We start from the raw sequence: 16667 nt of genomic DNA, 5'->3' as shown, positions 1-16667 counted from the left end.
CCCCTCCCGTTGACTCACGCTCTCCTCCTTCACCCTACGTCGCCGCCTCCGTCGAGCAGCCCGGCGTCGTGGGCGAGCAGCGCGATCTGGACCCGGTTGTTCAGTTCCAGCTTGGCGAGGATGCGCGAGACGTGCGTCTTGACGGTGGGCACGCTCATGTACAGCTCGGCCGCGATCTCCGCGTTGGAGCAGCCGCGGCCGACGGCGACGGCCACCTCCCGCTCCCGGTCGGCGAGTTGGGCGAGCCGCTGCTGGGCGCGGCCCTGCCGGTCCTCGGTGCCGCCGGTGCCCGCGACATGGGTGATGAGCTGCTGGGTGACGGCCGGGGAGAGCACCGGGTTGCCCGCCGCGACCCGGCGCACCGCGGCGACGATCTCGGCCGGCGGGGTGTCCTTGAGCACGAAGCCCGCGGCGCCGGCCCGCAGGGCGCGCAGCACCTGTTCGTCGGCGTGGAAGGTGGTGAGGACGACGATCTCGGGGGCGCCGGGCCGGGCCCGCAGCTGCTCGGTGGCGGTGAGTCCGTCCACGACCGGCATCCGGATGTCCATCAGGACGACGTCGGGCTTCAACTCCTCGACCGCGGTGAGGGCCTGGGCGCCGTCTGCGGCCTCGCCGACGATGTCGATGTCCTCGGCGCCGCCGAGCATGAAGGTGAGTCCGGCCCGCACGAGCGGGTCGTCGTCCACGAGGAGAAGCCTGATGCTGGTCGTCATGGGCCCCACGGTAGCCAAGCGGTGATCGCGAAGCCGCCGTCGGGCCGGGGTCCGTGGGTGAGCCTGCCACCGGCGAGGGTGGCCCGCTCGGTGAGGCCGATGAGACCCTGCCCCGATCCGGGCACCCGGGGCACCGGGCCGACGGGGGCCGGGTTGCTGATCTCCACGGTGAGTCCGTCGCCCGCCCGGCCGGTGACGCGGACGGCGACCTCGGCGCCCGGCGCGTGCTTGCGGGCGTTGGTCAGGCCCTCCTGGGCGATGCGGTAGACGGTGCGGCCGAGGGCGGCGGGGACGGCCGCCGCGTCGTCGACCCCGTTGTGGAGGGTTGCCTTGGTGCCGGCCTGCCGGGACTCGGCGACCAGGGCGTCGAGGGTGTCCAGCGTGGGCTGCGGGCGGTCCTCGTCCCCGGCGCCGGGGCTGCGGAGCACGCCGATGATCTCCCGGAGGTCCTGCAGTGCCTCGTGGGCGCTGTCCCGGATGACTCCGGCGGCGCGGGCGACCTCGGCGGGAGGTGCGTCGGGCCGGAACTCCAGGGCTCCGGCGTGCACGCTGAGCAGGCTGAGCCGGTGGGCGAGCACGTCGTGCATCTCGCGGGCGATGGCCTCGCGGGCCAGCCGCTGGGCCTGCTCGGCCCGCAGCACGGCCTCGGTCTCGGCGCGCACGGCGCGCTCGTGCAGGGACTCCACCAGTTGGCGGCGGGAGCGTACGAACATGCCCCAGCCGACCACCAGCAGGACGATGACCACGGTGGCGACCACCGACACCCGCCAGGAGACGGTGGGGTCGGGCCGCAGCCAGGTCTGGAGCAGTCCGCTGACGATCGCGGCGCCGGCCAGCGGGCCCGCCACCTTCAGCGGCCGGTGGATGGTGACGCCGAACAGTGCGGCGATCATGGCGCCGGAGGCGGTCGGCGCGACGATGCCCAGCACGATGAGCGCGACGACGAGCCCGGTCGGCCAGCGCCGCCGCAGCCACAGCGCGCAGCAGGCGAGCGCCCCGGTGACCTGGTCGAAGACCAGTACGGCGCCGGGGCCGCCGATCTCGTAGGAGGTGGTGGCCACGCCGACCCCCATGAGCGCGGCCAGGAGGAACATGGCGAGGTCGACGATCCAGTCGCGCGGTGTCCGGCGCACCCTCGCACCGTTCCCCTTGCCGTCCCCGGACGCCCCGTCCGGGCCCAACGCCGACGGCAGCAGCCACCGGTATTCCTGATCGCTCATGTGTACAAAAGTACGCAGGTGGGCGGGGTGCGGGGGGACTTGGGGCCCAGGGCGCGACCAAAGTCGCCGAGGTCGCGACTTTCGGCGTGGCGGTACGGGGGTGCGGCAGCCCGACGGAGGATTCCGGGTGACGTCCCGGAAAGGCCAGGCTGTGGCGCATGAAGCGAATTCTGGAAGTCGTCGGTTTCCTGCTGGTGCTGTGGGGCGTCGGCGGGCTCATTCACGAGTGGTTCGACTGGTTCAAGCTGTGGACGATCGTGGACAAGCTGGGCTGGTTCGAGGGTTATGAGATCTACGCGAACATCGTGGTGGCCGCGGCGGGCCTCGCCCTGATCGTGGCGGCGGAGCGCACCGGCAGGTCCGGCGACCGCGACAAGGACACCAGCAGCACCTCCCGCTGACGGCCGGTACGGGCGGGACTTCCCCGAGCACCGCCCGTCCCCCGCAACCGGGCACCGCCCCCTCGTCGCCCTCCCCCGGGGCACCGTCACCTCACTCCGGGGTCGAGGCCCGCCGCCCCCAGGCCGTGCCCGCCAGCACCAGTACGCCGCCCAACAGGCCGACCGCGCCCAGGCGTTCGCCGCCGATCGCGATGCCGACGGCCGCCGCCCACAGCGGCTCCGTACCGAGCAGCAGACTGACCCGCGAGGGCGAGCTGCGGCGTACCGCCCACATCTGCACGGCGAACGCGAACAGCGTGCAGAACACTGCCAGGAACAGCAGCCCCGCCCACTCCCCCGCACCGAACCCGGCGGCCACCCGCCACGGCGAGGGGCCGGTCCCCGGCACCGCCGCGAGCACCACGAACACGGCCACCGCCGCACCGAGTTGCACCGTGGTCAGGGAGAGCGCGTCCGCGCCCGCGACCGCCTTGCTCCGGGACATCAGCAGCACGTGCGCGGTCCGGGCGAGCGCGGCCAGCAGCATCAGCAGGTCGCCGGCCGAGGGCTCGGTGAAGCCGCCGCCCTGCGTCAGCAGCACCACGCCGAGCACCGAGAGCCCGGCGGCGGCCAGGAACGCCCGGGACGGCGCCGTCCGCGTCACGGCGGCCTCGGCGAGCGGCGTGAAGATCATCGTGAGGCTGATGATGAGCCCGGCGTTGGTCGCCGAGGTGTGCACGACGCCGTACGTCTCCAGCAGGAAGATGCCGCTGAGCACGAGGCCGAGCAGGCCCGCGCCCCGCCACTGCGCGGCCCGCAGCGCCCGCAGCCGCCGCCACCCGGCGACGACGAGGACCGGCAGCACGATCGCGAACCGCAGCACCAGGACGGCGACCACGGTCTGCGTGGTGGTGATCCCCTTGGCGGCGAGGTAGCTGGCGCCCCAGACGGCGGCGACCGCGAGGACCGGCAGGTCGGCGAACCGGGTGGCGCGCAGGGACGCGGGGGCGGGTACGGCGGAGGGGGTGGCGGCCACGGTGCGGTCTCCCACGGACGGTGCGGTGTGGAGGCTTCGGCGGCTCGCACGCGGAACGCTCACCGTACCGGCAGGCGATCTTGCCGGGAAGGTGTTCCGGCGCACTTCACGGGCCGTGGAGTCGGTGTCCGAATGGCGCCAGCACGGGGTCCGGCCGACGGCTTTCCTTGAACTCGCAAGCACCGCACGGCGCTTGCGGAACACCGGGAAGACGAAGGAAGAGGAACGCGACATGGCTACGACCACGCACCCGACGACCGGCACCGCGACCACCACCAGGGCGGCCCTGGTCACCGGCGGCAGCCGGGGCATCGGGGCGTCGATCGCCCTGCGGCTCGCCCGGGACGGCGCCGACGTGGCGGTCACCTATGTGACGAACGAGCAGGCGGCCCAGGACGTGGTGCGCAGGATCGAGGCGCTCGGCCGGCGCGGTCTGGCGGTACGGATGGACTCGGCGGACGCGGAGTCGGTCACGGCGGCCGTGGCGACGGCGGCCGACGCCTTCGGCCGGCTGGACGTCCTGGTCAACAACGCGGGCATCGGCGTGCTGGGCCCGATCGAGGGCCTGACGCTGGCGGACGTGGACCGGGTGCTCGCCGTCAATGTGCGGGCGGTGTTCCTGGCCTCGCAGGCGGCGGCCTCGGTACTGGAGGACGGCGGCCGGATCGTCTCGACCGGCTCGGCCCTCGCCCGGTACGCGGGCGGCCCCGGCGGCAGTCTGTACGCCATGAGCAAGTCGGCGCTGACCGGGCTGACCAAGTCGCTCGCCCGGGAGGTCGGCGACCGGGGCATCACCGTGAACCTGATCCACCCCGGCGCGGTCGACACGGACATGAACCCGGCGGACGGCCCGTTCGCGGAGCCGCAGCGCGCGAACACGGCGCTCGGCCGGTTCGGACGCCCCCAGGAGGCGGCGGCGCTGGTCGCCTTCCTCGCGAGCGACGAGGGCGCCTATGTGACGGGCGCCGAACTGGTCATGGACGGCGGCCACTCGGCCTGACCACCGCCCCGGGTGCCCCGGGGAACCGAGCGGTACGAAGACGGCGGCGGCCGGCCCCACGGGTCAGCGGCCGTCGTCGCCGTACGCCCCGCGCACCCGGCCTCCGTCGGTCCCGCACGCCCCGGCCGCGTCCCGGTCTCCGGCGCGTGCCCCGGCTAGTCCTCGTTCCCCGCGCCCGGCTGCGCACGTGGGGCCGCGATGCCGAGGAGGGCGATGTCGTCGTGCTCGCGGGTGCCCAGCCACCGCGCGGTCAGCGCCTCCACCCGGTCGATCACCGCGGCCACCGGCAGACCCGCGCAGTCGGCGAGGGTGGCGCGCAGCCGGGCGTCGCCGAGCATCTCCGACCCGGGGCCGCCCCTGGCCTCGGTGACGCCGTCGGAGTAGAGCAGACAGACGTCCCCGGCCCGCAGCACGGCCCGGCAGGTGCGGGTGGTGACGGTCGGCAGCGCCCCGATGAGCGTGCCCCTGGTCGGTACCTCCTCGACGGTGCCGTCGGTGCGGACGATCAGCGGCGCCGGGTGTCCGGCGGCGGTCAGCCGCAGCGCGACCTCGCCGTGGCCGCGCGGGGTGGCCCCGGCGAGCACCATGGTGGCGAAGCGGCTGTCGGCCTCGTCCAGGAGGGTGGCGTTGAGGAGTTCGAGGAGACGGCCGTGGTCGCTCTCCAAGTACCGCAGTGCGGCCAGGGTGTTGCGGATCTTGCCGGTGAGCACGGCCGCCCGTGCGCCCTTGCCGCAGACGTCGCCGAGCACGAGGAAGGTCTCCGCGCCGGGGCCCGCCCCCGGGTGGACGTCGTAGAAGTCGCCGCCGATCAGGTCGGTGGCCCGGGAGGCCCGGTAGGCGGCAGCCAGGTCGAGTCCGCCGGACCTGCGCAGCACCGGCGGCAGCAGGGAGCGCCGGAGCACCTCGTTGGTCTCGGCGGTGTCGGCCTGGAGGGCCGCCGCCGCGATGGCCGCCCCGGCGCGGGCGGCGTAGACCCGGGCGAAGAGCAGTTCCTCGTCGGTGAAGGCGGGGGCCCGGCCGCGGCGCAGCAGGACGAGGGCGCCCGCGGTGCAGGCGTTCGCGGGCAGCGGCGCGAGAAGTGCCGGGCCCCGTGAGCCGAAGCCCTCGGGGGCCAGCCAGCGGGGCACGGCCCCGGGTTCCGCCCAGCGGACGGGTGCGGGCAGCGTCCCCGCCAGGGCCTCCACGAGTCCGGGCAGCCCGGCCGGTTCCTCGGTGAGTACGCGTTCCCCGGTGAGGCCGCCGCCGACCGCGGAGGCCAGCCAGAGCCGGTCGGCGGGGATCCCGCCGACCGGGCCCGCGCCCACGACCACCACGGCGGCGTCGGCCAGGGACTGGCTGGCCAGTTCGGCCGTGGCCCGCACCGAGGCGCGCCAGCCGGGGGCGGACACCAGCCGGGCGGAGGCCACGGCGAGGAAGTCGGTCCGGTCGCGTTCCTCCTGCCAGCGGCGCTGCCAGGCCAGTTCGCGGGTCACGTCGGTCAGCAGCCAGGCCTGGTGCCCGTCGGGCAGCGGCATCCGCCGGGCGGTCAACCGCCGTGTGCCGCAGGCGCCTTCGGCCGTTGTGCGGCCGGCGTACTGGGCCGCCGCCAGCCAGCCCGGCACCAGGGGTGCGCGCAGTGTCCCGAACTCGCGCAGCAGCGGGAAGAGCTGGCGGGCCGACTCGTTCACCAGGCGTACCAGGCCGGTCGCGTCCAGCATCACCACGGCGCCGAGGCCGCCCTCCACCAGGGCGTGCGCCATCGCCGCGCCGTTGTCGGCGGCGATCGGGGGCACCCCTTCGAAGGGGCGGTCCGTGGAGCGTGGGGAGGAAGTCACAACTGCGGACGAAGCACGGTGCGGCCGAGGGGCCGTCCGGCTCCTGCCACCCTCTCTGCGTGGTCGGCACACGACGACAATTGTTGCCGCACGGCAACCGTCTCGCGCCGGGCCCTGGCGTGGCAAGCCGCACCCACAGGACCTCCACAGCAAAACCTGAACCATCCCCCAATATCGGGATGTTACGACCCTGCGTGTACACGAGTCCCACACAGCCGATACGATGCGCGCGCGGACCGGCTCGCCGGGTTGTCGCCGGGCGGAGGCCCGCAACAGTCGGGAAAGGGCGGTGCCGTGACGGGTACGACGCGCACCACAGCGGCTCGTGGCCGGAACCTCCCGCACGGGGTCGCGCCGCCGGACGCGCTAGGCGGACCTGGCAGGCCGCGCGGCCGTGTCCTCCATCGCCAGCGGCCCCTCCTCCACCGCCGCGCGGAACTCCTGGAGCCCGTACGTGAGCGCCTCGCGCGCACCGGCCGGCATCGCCGCGACGGCGGCCACCAGCGCCTCCTCGCGCCGTGCCCGCAGGTCCCGCAGGTAGCTGCGGCCCGGTCCGGTGAGCCGCAGTTCGACCTCGCGCCTGCTGACCGCGCTGGCCGAGCGCTTCAGGTAGCCGAGCGCCTCCAGCCGGTCGCAGAGCCTGCTGACCGAGGGCGGCGCCGCGCCCAGCACCTCGGCCAGGGTGCGCAGATTGATACCCGCGTCGCGCTCCAGGATGTGCAGGACCCGCAGTTGCGAGGAAGAGACCGGCGCGGGGGACACGGCGTCCCGGCCGCGCTCCCAGAGCACTTCGAGCAGCGCGATCACCTCACAGGCCACCCCCGTGGCCCCCGCCGCCCCGCCTTCCGGACCGCCCGCTCCACCGCGGCGTGAGTCCTGGAGGTTCACGCTGGCCCTCCCCGTACATCCTTCGAGAAAGTGACTTTCCGGCCTTGGACAGACTCGCGTCCGTGGAACGCACCCTGCGTGCCGCCGCTCCCCACGCACTGCTCGACACGGTGCGCACGGTCCTCACGGACCTCTACGGCTCCCTGGGAGTCGACCTGCTCATGGCCGACTACGCCATGACGATACTGCAACCGGTCGGAGCGCTCCCCCGAACCTCCGAGCCCGTATCGGCACACACGGGTGCGCCGGGGCGGGCCTTCGGTGCCCAGCAGCCGTATTCGTGCGCGGGCTCCTTCCCGGATTCGGTGACCGCACACCTTCCGGTGACGGTCCGCGGCGACCGGCTCGGCGTGCTCTCGGTCACACTGCCCGAGGAGCGGTACGACGCCGAGGTGGTGGCCGAGCTGGAGGACGTCGCGGAGGCGCTGGGGCACCAGATCGTGGTGGCCGAGCGGGACACCGACCTCTATCTCCAGGCCCGCAGGGCGGAGCGGCTGACGCTGGCGGCGGAGATCCAGTGGCAGCTGCTGCCGGGCCGCTCCTGTGCCAGGGCCGAGTACCAGCTCGGCGCGCAGCTGGAGCCGGCGTACGCGATCCACGGCGACAACTTCGACTGGTCGACCTCCGCCGACCACCTCACCCTCGCCCTCACCAACGGCATGGGCGAGGGCATCGACGCTGCCCTGCTCACCAGCCTCGCCATCAACGCCCTGCGCAACGCGCGCCGGGCCGGGCTGTCCCTCACCGACCAGGCGTGTCTGGCCGACCAGGCGGTCTACGGCAGGCACCGGGGCGCGCTGCACCTCTCCGTACTGCTGCTGCGCTTCCACCTGCCGACCGGGAACGTGGAGATCGTCGACGCGGGTTCGCCGCGGGTGTGGCGGCTGCGGGAGGGCGTCGTGGAGTGGATCGACCTGGAGCAGCAGCTGCCGCTGGGCATGTTCGAGGACACCGTGTACACGGCGCAGTCCCTGCAGGTGCTGCCCGGCGACCGGCTGCTGTTCGTCAGCGACGGGGTGTACGACGTGGCGTCCCCGGCCGGTGAGCGCTACAGCGAGCGGGCCCTGGCCAGGGCGATCCAGTCGACCCGGCTGCTGCCGCCGCCGCAGGTGCCGCGCGCGGTGCTGCAGGAGCTGGCGGGGCACCGGGGCGCGGTGCTCGCGGAGGACGACGCGATGATCGTCTGCATGGACTGGCACGGCCGCCCCGCGTCCTGACGCATGCCCGTGCGCGGGTGCACGGGTACGGCAGTGGGGCCCGCCGGTGTCGGCCGGCGGGCCCCACTGCCGTGCGTGACCCGGCTCGTCAGTCGCCGAGTTCGTGGTGGCGGGCGGCCAGCGCGGCGGCGCCCCGCTCGGTCAGCGAGCCGAAGAGGCGCAGCCGGGAGATGCCGCCGTCGGGGAAGATGTCGACGCGCACCTGGTCGGCTGCCGGGGCGGAGGCCAGCACGAAGCGGTGGTTGGTGTCGGGCTGGAGGCGGGTGCGGGGCAGGATCTCGGTCCACTCCCCCGCGCCGTCGCGCACCGACAGGGCCGCCCAGCCCGCCGAGTTGCCCTTGAGGTAGGCGGTGTCGATCTCGACGGCGCGGATCTCGGCCTGCTCGACCAGGTGGTAGCTGATCCAGTCGTTGCCCTTGTCGCGGCGGCGCCGGGTCTCCCAGCCGTCGTCCATCTTGCGGGAGCGGCCCGGCTGGATGGTGTTGGTGGCGGGCGAGTAGAAGCGGTCGGAGGCGTCCTCGACACGTCCGCCGTTCTCCAGGGCGACCAGGTCGAAGGTGCCGAGGGTGGTGAGCCACGCCGGGTCGGGGACGACCTCGCCGTACACCCGCAGGCGGGCGATGCCGCCGTCGGGGTGCTGGTTGACCCGCAGGTGCGTGAAGCGCTGCTCGACGGTGACCTCGAAGCCGTTGGCCGCGTGGCCGCCGATCGCGGTGCGCGGGACGAGGGTCGTCCACTTCACGTCGCCGGACAGCAGGTCCTCGGGCGACGGGGAGCCGGGCACCGAGGTGCCCTCGACGGACACGGCCTGCGGGTAGTTGCCGCGGAAGTGGGCGGTGTCGACGACGACGCCGCGTACGACGCCGGGGGCGCCCAGACGCACCAGCGCCCAGTCGTGGTCGTCCTCGGTGGGATGCGGCTGCTCGGCACCGACACCGCGGCGGCGGCGGGTCTCCCAGCCGTCCATGATCTTGCCCTTGTGCCCGAAGTGCTCGGGGTCGAAGTGGGCGGGCTCGGGGACGAGCAGGTTCTCGCGCTCGGCGAAGAACTCGTCGTTCGCGGCGATCACGCCCGCGCCGAGCCGGCGGTCGGCCAGGTCGGCGAGGTGGGTGAAGGGGAAGACGGCCGTGCGGTAGTCGGCGTACGGGTCGCCGCCGCCGTACGGGCTGGCGTCACCGGTGAAGGAGGGTATCTCCGTCATGGCTACTTGTTCCTTTCGAGCAGGCGGCCCGCGGGCTCGGTCAGCGTGCCTTCGTCGTTGATGCGCTCACCGCGCAGCCAGGTCTGCTTGACCACGCCGTGCAGGGTCTTGCCCGCGTACGCCGTGACCTGGTTGCGGTGGAAGAGGTGTGCCGGGTCGACGGTGAAGGTCTCCTCGGGGGCCAGGACCGCGAAGTCGGCGTCCCGGCCCGCCTCGATGGCGCCCTTGCGGGTCAGTCCGGCGAGCGCGGCGGGCGCGGCGGACATCCAGCGGACGACGTCGTCGAGGGAGTGGCCGCGCCTGCGGGCCTCGGTCCAGATGGCGGGCAGGCCGAGCTGGAGGGAGGAGATGCCGCCCCAGGCGGACGCGAAGTCCGGGGTCTTGAGGTCGGTGGTGCACGGCGAGTGGTCGGAGACGACGCAGTCGATGGTGCCGTCGGCCAGTCCCGCCCAGAGCACGTCCTGGTTCTCGGCCTCGCGGATCGGCGGACAGCACTTGAACTCGGTGGCCCCGTCGGGGACCTCCTCGGCGGTGAGGGTGAGGAAGTGCGGGCACGACTCGACGGAGATCCGTACGCCCTCGCGCTTGGCGGCGGCGATCAGCGGCAGCGCGTCGGAGGAGGACAGGTGCAGTACGTGCACCCGGGCGTCGAGGCGCCTGGCGAGGGCGATGAGGCCCTCGATGGCGGTGTTCTCGGCGTCGCGCGGCCGGGAGGCGAGGAAGTCGGCGTACTTGCCGCCGGACCTCTGCGGGGCCTCGGCCAGGTGGTGGGGGTCCTCGGCGTGCACGATGAGCAGGCCGCCGAACCCGGCGATCTCCGCCATGGAGCGGGCCAGCTGGTCCTGGTCCAGCTCGGGGAACTCCTCGACGCCGGAGGGCGAGAGGAAGCACTTGAAGCCGAACACCCCGGCGTCGTGGAGCGGCTTGAGGTCGGCGACGTTGTCCGGGATCGCGCCGCCCCAGAAACCGGTGTCGATGTGCGCCTTGGGCCGGGCCACGTCCTGCTTGACCCGCAGGTTCCCGGGCGTGGTGGTCGGCGGCAGCGAGTTGAGCGGCATGTCGAGGAGGGTGGTGATGCCACCGGCGGCGGCGGCCCGGGTGGCGGTCCAGAAACCCTCCCACTCGGTGCGGCCCGGGTCGTTCACATGCACATGGGTGTCGACCAGGCCGGGCAGCAGGGCGTGCTCGCCGAGGTCCTCGACGCGGGCACCGGCCGGCAGTGCGGCGCCCCCGGGGCCGTAGGCGTCGTACGGGAGCACCGCGACGATCCTTCCGGCCGCGACGGCGACGGAGGCGGGGCGGGTGCCCTCGGGGGTGACGACGCGCTGCGAGCGCAGCACCAGGTCCGGCACGGTTTCGGCGGTCACGTCCGACACTCACGGCTCCTTCGCGTAGAACAGGCGGGTCGGCTGGGTCAGCGACGCTCCCACGTTCTTCAACGTTCTGTTGAAGCGGAGTCTTTCCCCGGGCCGCGACATCGTCAAGGGTCGGCCCGCTCCGGGCCGGTCCGATGTGACGACCGACACCACCCTTGGATGTTTCCACAGAATGGAATTAGGATTCCGCTCTGTAGAACGTAGCTCCCACCATGAGGGGCACCCGGGACTACCACAGGTAGTCTGCTGCCTTGCCTGCCAGCCCCGAAAGGACCGCTCCGTGCCGACGTCCAGCGCCAGCGCCACCGACGCTTCCAAGCCTGCCGCCGCGAGTGGCGGCGTGCAGTCACTGGAGCGCGCCTTCGACCTCCTTGAGCGAATGGCCGACGCGGGCGGTGAGGTCGGGCTGAGCGAACTCTCCGCCAGCAGCGGACTGCCGCTGCCGACCATCCACCGGCTGATGCGCACGCTCGTCGCCTGCGGCTACGTACGACAGCAGCCCAACCGGCGCTACTCGCTCGGCCCCCGGCTGATCCGGCTCGGCGAGAGCGCCTCGCGGCTGCTCGGCACCTGGGCCCGCCCGTACCTGGCGCGGCTGGTCGAGGAGACCGGCGAGACCGCCAACATGGCACTGCTGGACGGCGACGAGATCGTCTACGTCGCCCAGGTGCCCTCCAAGCACTCGATGCGGATGTTCACCGAGGTGGGCCGCCGGGTGCTGCCGCACTCGACGGGCGTGGGCAAGGCGCTGCTCGCGCACACCCCGCCGGACGAGGTGCGCGCCCTGCTGGCCCGTACCGGAATGCCTGCCGCCACCGAGAAGACGATCACCACCCCGGAGGGCTTCCTGGACGCCCTGGAGCAGGTGCGCCGGGTGGGGTACGCGGTGGACGACAACGAGCAGGAGATCGGGGTGCGCTGCCTCGCGGTCTCCGTACCGAACTCGCCGACCGCCGCCGCCGTTTCGATCTCCGGGCCCGCGGGCCGTGTCACGGAGGCGGCCACGGACCGCATCGTGCCGATCCTCCAGGAAGTGGCCCAGGACCTGTCGGTCGCCCTGACCAGCACGAGCCCGCCCCAGTCCTGACGGACCGGAGCGGGCCTGCGCGCGGCTCCGTCACCGGGGCCGCCCTGCCTACCGGGACGCCCCCGTACCGTCGGCGGCGTCATCGGCGCTGACGTCGGCGACCGCGTCCTGGCCGTTGCCGAACACCACCTCGACGAGGCTCTGCACGGCCTGCTGGAAGGCCGCCGCCAGGGACAGTGCGGCATCGTCCACGTAGTTCAGCGTGGCGGTGAGGGTCTTGCTGCCGTCGGGGGTGCTGTACATCAGCGCCCCGTGGCCGGCCATGCCGCCGTTGTGGGTGACGACGGTGCCGCCGCCGTCGCCCAGCGGCTGCACGAACACACCCAGGCCGTAGCCCGCCTTGGGGTGCGGGTCGCACATCTCGGCCAGCAGCGGGGCGGGCAGCAGCCTGCCGCCGAGCAGTGCGGAGATGAAGGTGTGCAGGTCCTGCCCGGTCGAGATCATGTCGCCGCCGGTGGAGATCCACGACGGGTTCTGCCGGGTGACGTCCACGGTCCGCGTCACGCCGTCCTCCTCGTAGCGGTAGTAGGCGTGGGCGTGCGGCTCGGGGATCTCCGGACCGGTCTCCGGCAGGGACGTGCCGGTCAGCCCGAGCGGCTCCAGGATCAGCCGCCGCATCTCCTCGGGGAGCGGGTTGCCGGTGACCCGCTCGACCACCAGCCGGGCCAGTACGTAGTTGGTGTTGGAGTAGCTCCAGTCGGCCCCCGGCTCGAACCGGGGCTTCTTGGCAAGGGCGTAGCGGGCCAGTTCCTCGGGCCGGCGGGTCGTGAAGCGGCCGTCCACCCACTCCTTGCCCGAGGTGGTCGCGGGGAGGCCCGGGACGTGGGTCCCGTCCTCGAAGTACTCGCCGGTGAAGTTGAAGATCCCGCTGGTGTGCTGGAGCAGCATCCGCACCGTGATCCGCGGGTCCGCCCCCAGCTCGGGCAGGTGGTCGGCGACCGGGTCGTCCAGGGTGATCCTGCCCTCGGCCACCAGCAGCAGGACCAGGGCCGCGGTGAAGGTCTTGGTGTTGCTGCCTATCCGGACGTGCCCGTCCAGCGGTGGCCTCTCCGTGCCGCCGAGCTCGCGGACCCCGGCGCTGCCGGACCACGCGCCCTCCTTGTCGTGCACGTGCAGCGTGACTCCGGTGAAACCTGCGTCGACGACTTCCTGGATGACCTTCTGCAGTTCCGGACGGTCCTGGGCGGTCGTGGTGCGGGACATGGCGGGCTCCTTCAGGGATGGATTTCAGGGTGGGCGCGGGTGGGTGTCAGTTGCTGCGGGCGGTGATGTCGCCGTAGGAGGTGGTGGCGTGGATGGTGAGGTCGGCGTCGGGGCCCTGGGTGTGGGTGAGGGTGTTGGTGATGCGGCCGTGGGAGGTGCCGGCGTCGAGGGTGGCGGAGGTGTTGCGGGCGGCGGTGACGGTGATGGCGCCGGCCTGGGTGTGGAGTTCGAGGGTGCCGCGGACGGCTTCTTCGATGGTGAGGTCGCCCTTCTGGGTGGTGAGGCGTGCGGGGCCGGTGGTGCGGCCGAGGGTGATGTCGCCGTCGTTGAGGGTGAGGTGGGCGTCGGCGGTCTCGTCGAGCTTGATGCGGGCCTGGGCGGCGTCGAGGGTGACGTGGCCGAGGCGGCCGACGCCGCGCAGTTCGCCGGCGGCGAGTTTGGCGTGGAGGTGGGAGCCGGCGGGGAGCTGGACGGTGATCTCGACGGCGCCGGAGTTGCCGAGGAGGCGGTTCTTGGCGGGTGCGGTGCCGATGCGCAGGGTGTTGTCGGTGTGCTCGACGGTGATCTGTTCGGCGGCCTTGGTGTCGCGGCTGCGGGCGGGGTTGGCGGGGCGGATCTCGACGGTGGTGTCGGTGCGGTCGGCGGCGATGAGGCGGACGGTGCCGGCGGGGATGTCGAGGTGGGCGGTGACGGGGGCGGTGGTGGCGAAGGTCGGCATGGTGTCTCTCCCTGGTGGGTGGCGGGCCCTGGGGCGGCCCGTCGTTTCCGATGAGGGAAAAGCTACGTAGCTTTCCAATTCCTGGCAACACACTCGTTGCACATGGATGTCATTCATGCAGCTCAGAGCGCATAAAGTGTTGCAACGGCTAGGAATACAACGCAACGAACAACAGTCATTGCGTTGCAATGATTGGAAAATGAACGCTATAGTGGCGGCTCCACGGACCCACGAAGGAGATCGCGATGCCGGGAGGCAGACTCACCCAGCAGGAACGTCAGCAGATCGCGCTGGGACTGGCCGACGGCCTCGCCTACGCGGAGATCGCCCGCCGCCTCGACCGCCCGACCTCCACAGTCACCCGCGAGGTGATGCGCAACGGCGGCCCCGCCGCCTACCGCGCGGACCTCGCGCACCGCGCCACCGAGCACCGCACCCACCGCCGCAAGCGGACCGCGCCCCGGGACCCGCAGGCGCTCCCGCACGCCCACGGGCGCGACGCCGAGGCGGTGCAGGCGTACGAGGAGGTGTTCACCACCGTGTTCATGGCCTCGGGTCTGCCCAGGATGACGGCCCGGGTGCTGGTCAGCCTCTACACCACCGACGCGGGCAGCCTCACCGCGTCCGAGCTCACCCAGCGCCTCCAGGTGAGCCCCGCGACCGTCTCCAAGGCGGTCACCTTCCTGGAGAGCCAGGGCCTGATCCGGCGGGAGCGCGACACCGGCCGCCGCGAGCGGTACGCCGTCGACGACGACGTCATGTACCAGTCGGTGATAGCGAGCGCCCGCGCCACCGCCCAGGTCGGCGACACCGCGCGCCAGGGCGTCGGCGTGCTCGGCTCCGGCACTCCGGCCGGAGCCCGGCTGGAGAACATCGCCCGCTTCGTCGACTTCATCTCCGAGACCATCACCCGCGCCGCCGACCAGGCCCGCGAGATCCTGCACACGAAGTCCCAGGCACCCGCCGAGCCGGAGAACGGCAAAAGCACCACCTGAGCCGACCCGGCCCCGGTGGTGCTCGCGCCACGACCTCCTAGACCGCCGCCCCCGCCGTCAGCCGGCCGTCCTCCATCCGGACCGTCCGGTCCGCCACCTCCAGGTGCGAGTGGTCGTGGGTGACCAGCACCGTGGCCACCCCGCGCTCGCTGGTCAGCACCCGCAGCAGGTCCAGGACCGCCGCACCGCGCTCGTGGTCCAGTGCGCTCGTCGGCTCGTCCACCAGCATCACGGCGGGCTCGTTCATCAGCGCCCGCGCGATGTTGATCCGCTGGCGCTGGCCGCCGGACAGCTGGTGCGGGCGGCGGTCCGCCTTGTCCGCCAGGCCCACCGAGTCCAGCAGGTCCAGCGCCCGTGCCCGCACCTGGCGCGGCTTGCGACCCGACACGTGGGCCATCACCTGGAGCTGCTCTGCGGCCGTGAGCGAGGCCAGCAGGTTCGGCTGCTGGAAGACGATGCCGATCCGGTCCCGCCGCAGCTCCGCCTTCTCGGCGCGGCTCAGCGGCCCGGTCTGCGAACCGTCGACGACGACCCGGCCCGAGTCCGGGGTGACAAGGGTGGCGGCGACGGCGAGCAGGCTGGACTTGCCGGACCCGGAGGGCCCGACGACCGCGGCGAGTTCACCCGCGGCGACCTCCAGGGAGACCGCGTCCAGGGCGGTGAGCCGCGCGTTGTCGCCGTCGGGGTAGGTGAGGGTGACGTCGTGCAGGGCGAGGGTCATCGGGCACTCCCGAGCGCGGTGAGGGGGTCGACGGCGGTGATGCGCCGGATGGACAGGGCGGCGCCGACGACGCCGAGCGCGATCATGACGAAGGCGGGCACCAGGAGCGTCGCCGCGTCGAGGACGAAGGGCACGGCCCCGCCGATCGCCGCGCCGAGCAGCGTGGCGACCGCGGTGCCGAGCAGCGTGCCGAGGCAGAGCATCACGACCGCCTGGCCGAGCGCGTCCTTGAGCAGGTAGGGGGTGGACGCGCCGAGCGCCTTGAGCACCGCGATGTCGCCGCTGCGCTGGATCGTCCAGACGGTGAAGAACGCGCCGACCACGAGGGCCGAGATGGCGAAGAGGAAGCCGCGCATCAGCTGGAGCGAGCCGTTCTCCGCCTGGTACGAGGGGAGCGCCGCCAGCGAGTCGGCCAGCGCCACGGACTGGGTTCCGGCGGCCTTGTCGCCCGCCGCCCAGTCGGCGCCGCTGCCGCTGAGCGCGACCACGGTGGCCTGCTCCTCCGTCGACTCACCGCTGTGGCCGAGCTTCTGCCAGTCGTCCAGCGAGGTCCACACGACGGGGGTGTGGCTGTACATGGCGTCGCCCTCGACGGCGGCGACCGTCTCCTCGACGGACCCGAGGCGGACCGTGTCGCCCGCCTTCACGTCGAGTTCCTCGGCCGCCTTGGCGGAGAGGACGATCCGGCCGGGGCCCAGCTTCGCGGACGCGGGGGCCAGCTCCGCCGACGGCTGCACACCGAAGGCGGCGACGGCGACCGTACGGTCCTGGGCCCAGCCGTTGACGGTGCGGATGCCGATCGGCTCCGCACTGTCGATGCCGGGCCGCCCGGCCCAGTCGCGCCACACGCCCTCCCCCACCGAGGAGTTCGTGAACGACACCTTCTGGCCGTCCGGCGGCGCCGCGAAGGCGAGCCTGTCGGCGGGCAGTGCGGTGAGGGCCGCGGTGTTGTCCCTGGCCAGCCCGGCGGTAAGCCCCGAGAGCAGACCGACGAGCAGGGTGATCAGGACCACGACCGAGCCCATGAGGGCGAAGCGGCCCTTGGCGAAACGGAGATCTCTCCATGCGACGAACATGGTCCCCACTGTGGTCGCGCGG

Annotated in this window: 16 protein-coding genes; 5 read left to right on the top strand and 11 right to left on the bottom strand. The window is 73.1% G+C overall.

Features of this window, described 5'->3' with window-relative positions; translation table 11 throughout:
- Positions 1–29 precede the first annotated feature (29 nt).
- Entirely contained in the window at positions 30–713 is a 684-nt protein-coding gene (locus ACFYVL_RS15455; protein WP_389244781.1) for a response regulator, read from the bottom strand.
- On the bottom strand, positions 710–1933 hold the full coding sequence (locus ACFYVL_RS15450) for a sensor histidine kinase (protein ID WP_389244779.1): 1224 nt from the start codon (positions 1931–1933) through the stop codon (positions 710–712). Before ACFYVL_RS15450 ends, ACFYVL_RS15455 begins: the two co-directional genes overlap by 4 nt.
- Positions 1934–2091: 158 nt before the next feature.
- Here ACFYVL_RS15450 and ACFYVL_RS15445 point away from each other — a divergent pair, with 158 nt between their 5' ends.
- Complete coding sequence (locus ACFYVL_RS15445) at positions 2092–2334, top strand: hypothetical protein (RefSeq protein ID WP_389244777.1); 243 nt, start codon at positions 2092–2094, stop codon at positions 2332–2334.
- Positions 2335–2425: 91 nt separating this feature from the next.
- On the opposite strand, the gene ACFYVL_RS15440 is transcribed toward ACFYVL_RS15445, so the two are convergent.
- On the bottom strand, positions 2426–3349 hold the full coding sequence (locus ACFYVL_RS15440) for a DMT family transporter (RefSeq protein WP_389244843.1): 924 nt from the start codon (positions 3347–3349) through the stop codon (positions 2426–2428).
- Between the two features lie 232 nt (positions 3350–3581).
- On the opposite strand from ACFYVL_RS15440, the gene ACFYVL_RS15435 reads away from it, so the two are divergent.
- Complete coding sequence (locus ACFYVL_RS15435; protein WP_389244775.1) at positions 3582–4349, top strand: SDR family oxidoreductase; 768 nt, start codon at positions 3582–3584, stop codon at positions 4347–4349.
- Between the two features lie 155 nt (positions 4350–4504).
- Here the strand turns inward: ACFYVL_RS15435 and ACFYVL_RS15430 are convergent, their stop codons facing one another.
- Entirely contained in the window at positions 4505–6163 is a 1659-nt protein-coding gene (locus ACFYVL_RS15430; protein WP_389244773.1) for a SpoIIE family protein phosphatase, read from the bottom strand.
- 366 nt (positions 6164–6529) lie between these two features.
- A complete protein-coding gene (locus tag ACFYVL_RS15425) occupies positions 6530–7051 on the bottom strand; it encodes a MarR family transcriptional regulator (RefSeq protein ID WP_389244771.1) in 522 nt (173 codons plus the stop codon).
- Positions 7052–7095: 44 nt separating this feature from the next.
- Between ACFYVL_RS15425 and ACFYVL_RS15420 the strand changes: the two genes are divergently transcribed.
- On the top strand, positions 7096–8268 hold the full coding sequence (locus ACFYVL_RS15420; RefSeq protein ID WP_389244769.1) for a PP2C family protein-serine/threonine phosphatase: 1173 nt from the start codon (positions 7096–7098) through the stop codon (positions 8266–8268).
- Between the two features lie 88 nt (positions 8269–8356).
- On the opposite strand, the gene alc is transcribed toward ACFYVL_RS15420, so the two are convergent.
- Together alc and allB are read right to left on the bottom strand one after the other, a co-directional pair.
- Entirely contained in the window at positions 8357–9469 is a 1113-nt protein-coding gene (alc, locus tag ACFYVL_RS15415; protein ID WP_389244767.1) for an allantoicase, read from the bottom strand.
- 2 nt (positions 9470–9471) lie between these two features.
- Positions 9472–10836: an allantoinase AllB gene (gene allB, locus ACFYVL_RS15410; protein ID WP_389244841.1), complete on the bottom strand. Its 1365-nt coding sequence runs from the start codon at positions 10834–10836 to the stop codon at positions 9472–9474.
- A 289-nt stretch (positions 10837–11125) separates the two neighbouring features.
- Between allB and ACFYVL_RS15405 the strand changes: the two genes are divergently transcribed.
- Positions 11126–11932 carry an IclR family transcriptional regulator gene (locus tag ACFYVL_RS15405; protein WP_389244765.1) on the top strand — a complete coding sequence of 269 codons (807 nt, stop codon included), beginning with the start codon at positions 11126–11128 and terminating at the stop codon, positions 11930–11932.
- Between the two features lie 48 nt (positions 11933–11980).
- Here the strand turns inward: ACFYVL_RS15405 and ACFYVL_RS15400 are convergent, their stop codons facing one another.
- Positions 11981–13135 (bottom strand): serine hydrolase domain-containing protein, encoded by a 1155-nt coding sequence (locus ACFYVL_RS15400; protein ID WP_389244763.1) that lies wholly within the window; start codon positions 13133–13135, stop codon positions 11981–11983.
- A gap of 46 nt (positions 13136–13181) precedes the next feature.
- Positions 13182–13853 (bottom strand): DUF4097 family beta strand repeat-containing protein, encoded by a 672-nt coding sequence (locus tag ACFYVL_RS15395; RefSeq protein WP_389244761.1) that lies wholly within the window; start codon positions 13851–13853, stop codon positions 13182–13184.
- Between the two features lie 245 nt (positions 13854–14098).
- On the opposite strand from ACFYVL_RS15395, the gene ACFYVL_RS15390 reads away from it, so the two are divergent.
- Positions 14099–14848 carry a helix-turn-helix domain-containing protein gene (locus ACFYVL_RS15390; RefSeq protein WP_389244759.1) on the top strand — a complete coding sequence of 250 codons (750 nt, stop codon included), beginning with the start codon at positions 14099–14101 and terminating at the stop codon, positions 14846–14848.
- Between the two features lie 37 nt (positions 14849–14885).
- On the opposite strand, the gene ACFYVL_RS15385 is transcribed toward ACFYVL_RS15390, so the two are convergent.
- Positions 14886–15569: an ABC transporter ATP-binding protein gene (locus ACFYVL_RS15385; RefSeq protein ID WP_389244758.1), complete on the bottom strand. Its 684-nt coding sequence runs from the start codon at positions 15567–15569 to the stop codon at positions 14886–14888.
- Positions 15566–16645 carry an ABC transporter permease gene (locus ACFYVL_RS15380; RefSeq protein ID WP_389244756.1) on the bottom strand — a complete coding sequence of 360 codons (1080 nt, stop codon included), beginning with the start codon at positions 16643–16645 and terminating at the stop codon, positions 15566–15568. Before ACFYVL_RS15380 ends, ACFYVL_RS15385 begins: the two co-directional genes overlap by 4 nt.
- Between the last annotated feature and the right edge of the window lie 22 nt (positions 16646–16667).

Source organism: Streptomyces sp. NPDC004111 (genome assembly GCF_042874215.1).
GTDB lineage: Bacteria > Actinomycetota > Actinomycetes > Streptomycetales > Streptomycetaceae > Streptomyces.
This window is presented reverse-complemented; position numbering and strand designations above follow the sequence as displayed.